Origin of the sequence: Szabonella alba, from assembly GCF_016765775.1 — a bacterium.
GTDB lineage: Bacteria > Pseudomonadota > Alphaproteobacteria > Rhodobacterales > Rhodobacteraceae > Szabonella > Szabonella alba.
Window position 1 is genome coordinate 1 of the sequence record NZ_JAESVN010000041.1, and the last position, 1,410, is coordinate 1,410.

General features: G+C 61.2%; 1 protein-coding gene. It reads right to left on the reverse strand.

The features are described from left to right. Window positions 1-297: 297 nt before the first annotated feature. A complete protein-coding gene (locus tag JL811_RS19820) occupies window positions 298-1,326 on the reverse strand; it encodes an IS110 family RNA-guided transposase (RefSeq protein WP_202690426.1) in 1,029 nt (342 codons plus the stop codon). Window positions 1,327-1,410 lie beyond the last annotated feature (84 nt).

Consider the following 1,410-nt stretch of genomic DNA (forward strand, 5'->3'; position numbering starts at 1 on the left):
TGCCGCAGCGGCACCTTGAACAGGAGCTTGATGGTCAGGCATGTGTGGATACCCCCGCTTGCGCAAGTGTTTTCTGATTCCCATGGGCAGTGACCGGCTGCGAACATGTGTAAGGCCTTTTTGTGCGGCCTTCTCGCGCCGCTGGCCGGTATGGAAGTACGCGGATGGGGGCCATATCAAATCTGCGAGCTCGCGGCTCTCTGCCTGACGCTGGTTTGCTCCACCCGGACCTGTCGATCCTTGCCCATACGGTATCAGTGCGCCACTTGCGTCACCGACGCTCCTGCCGGGAAGGGTTCAGCAAACCGCCCCGGCAGGATCCCTATAATCGGTCCGATGCGTCACCATGGCCCAGATGATCCGGGCAAGCTTGTTGGCCAGAGCGATGGCGATCACCATGCGCGGTTTGCGCGACAGCATGCGCGCAAGCCAAGAGCCCGGCTTTCCGCCATCGCGCCCTTTCCAGTGGATGATCGACATCGCCCCGCTGATCAGCAATCGGCGAATGTCGCGCTGGCCCATCTTCGACGTTCGCCCGAGACGCTGTTTGCCTCCGGATGAATGCTGCCGCGGAACAAGGCCCAGCCAAGCAGAGAAGTCCCTGCCGCGGGCGAATGCTTCCATGGCCGGCGCGAATGCCTCGACCGCCATTGCCGTGATCGGCCCGACACCGGGGATCGTGCGGAGACGCCGCGTCAGCTCACGCTCGTCGGCTTCCGCGTCGATGCGGCACTCCAGTGTTTCGATTTCCTTTGCCGTCTGGGCGATCCGGTCAAGGTAGAGCGCGCCGATCTCGCGAACCTGATCGGGCAGCCCGTTCAATCGGTCGTCCAGGGCTTGGATGAATGGCTCAATCGACCGGCGGCCGCCTCGCACCGCAACGCCATGTTCGGCCAGGTGAGCTCGCAGCGCATGCACCAGCTGCGTTCTCTGCATCACAAGCAAATCGCGGGTCCGAAACAGCATGGCAAGAGCCTGCTGCTCTTTCGACTTGACCGGAACTGTACGCATCGACGGCCTCAGAGCCGCCTCGACAATAGCCTCGGCATCGTTCGCATCGTTTTTCTGGCGCTTAACGAACGGCTTCACATAAATTGGCGGGATCAGCTGGACGTCATGGCCGAGCGCGGTCAGTTCTCGCGCCCAGTGGTGTGAGGTGGCGCACGCCTCCATGGCCACCTTGCAGGGCTCTATCTGCGACATGAAGAGAAGAAACTGGTTCCGAGACAGACGCTTCTTCAAAATGGGCCCATCTTCGGCGCCCGCTCCGTGCAGTTGAAAGACATTCTTGGCTAGGTCAACTCCAATTATGGCAAACTTCTTCATGGGTACCCCCTCCTATGTGGCGATGATGACCTCACCACCCTGGCACATTGCGATGCCGTCGGGCGGGGGTATCCACCACATCAG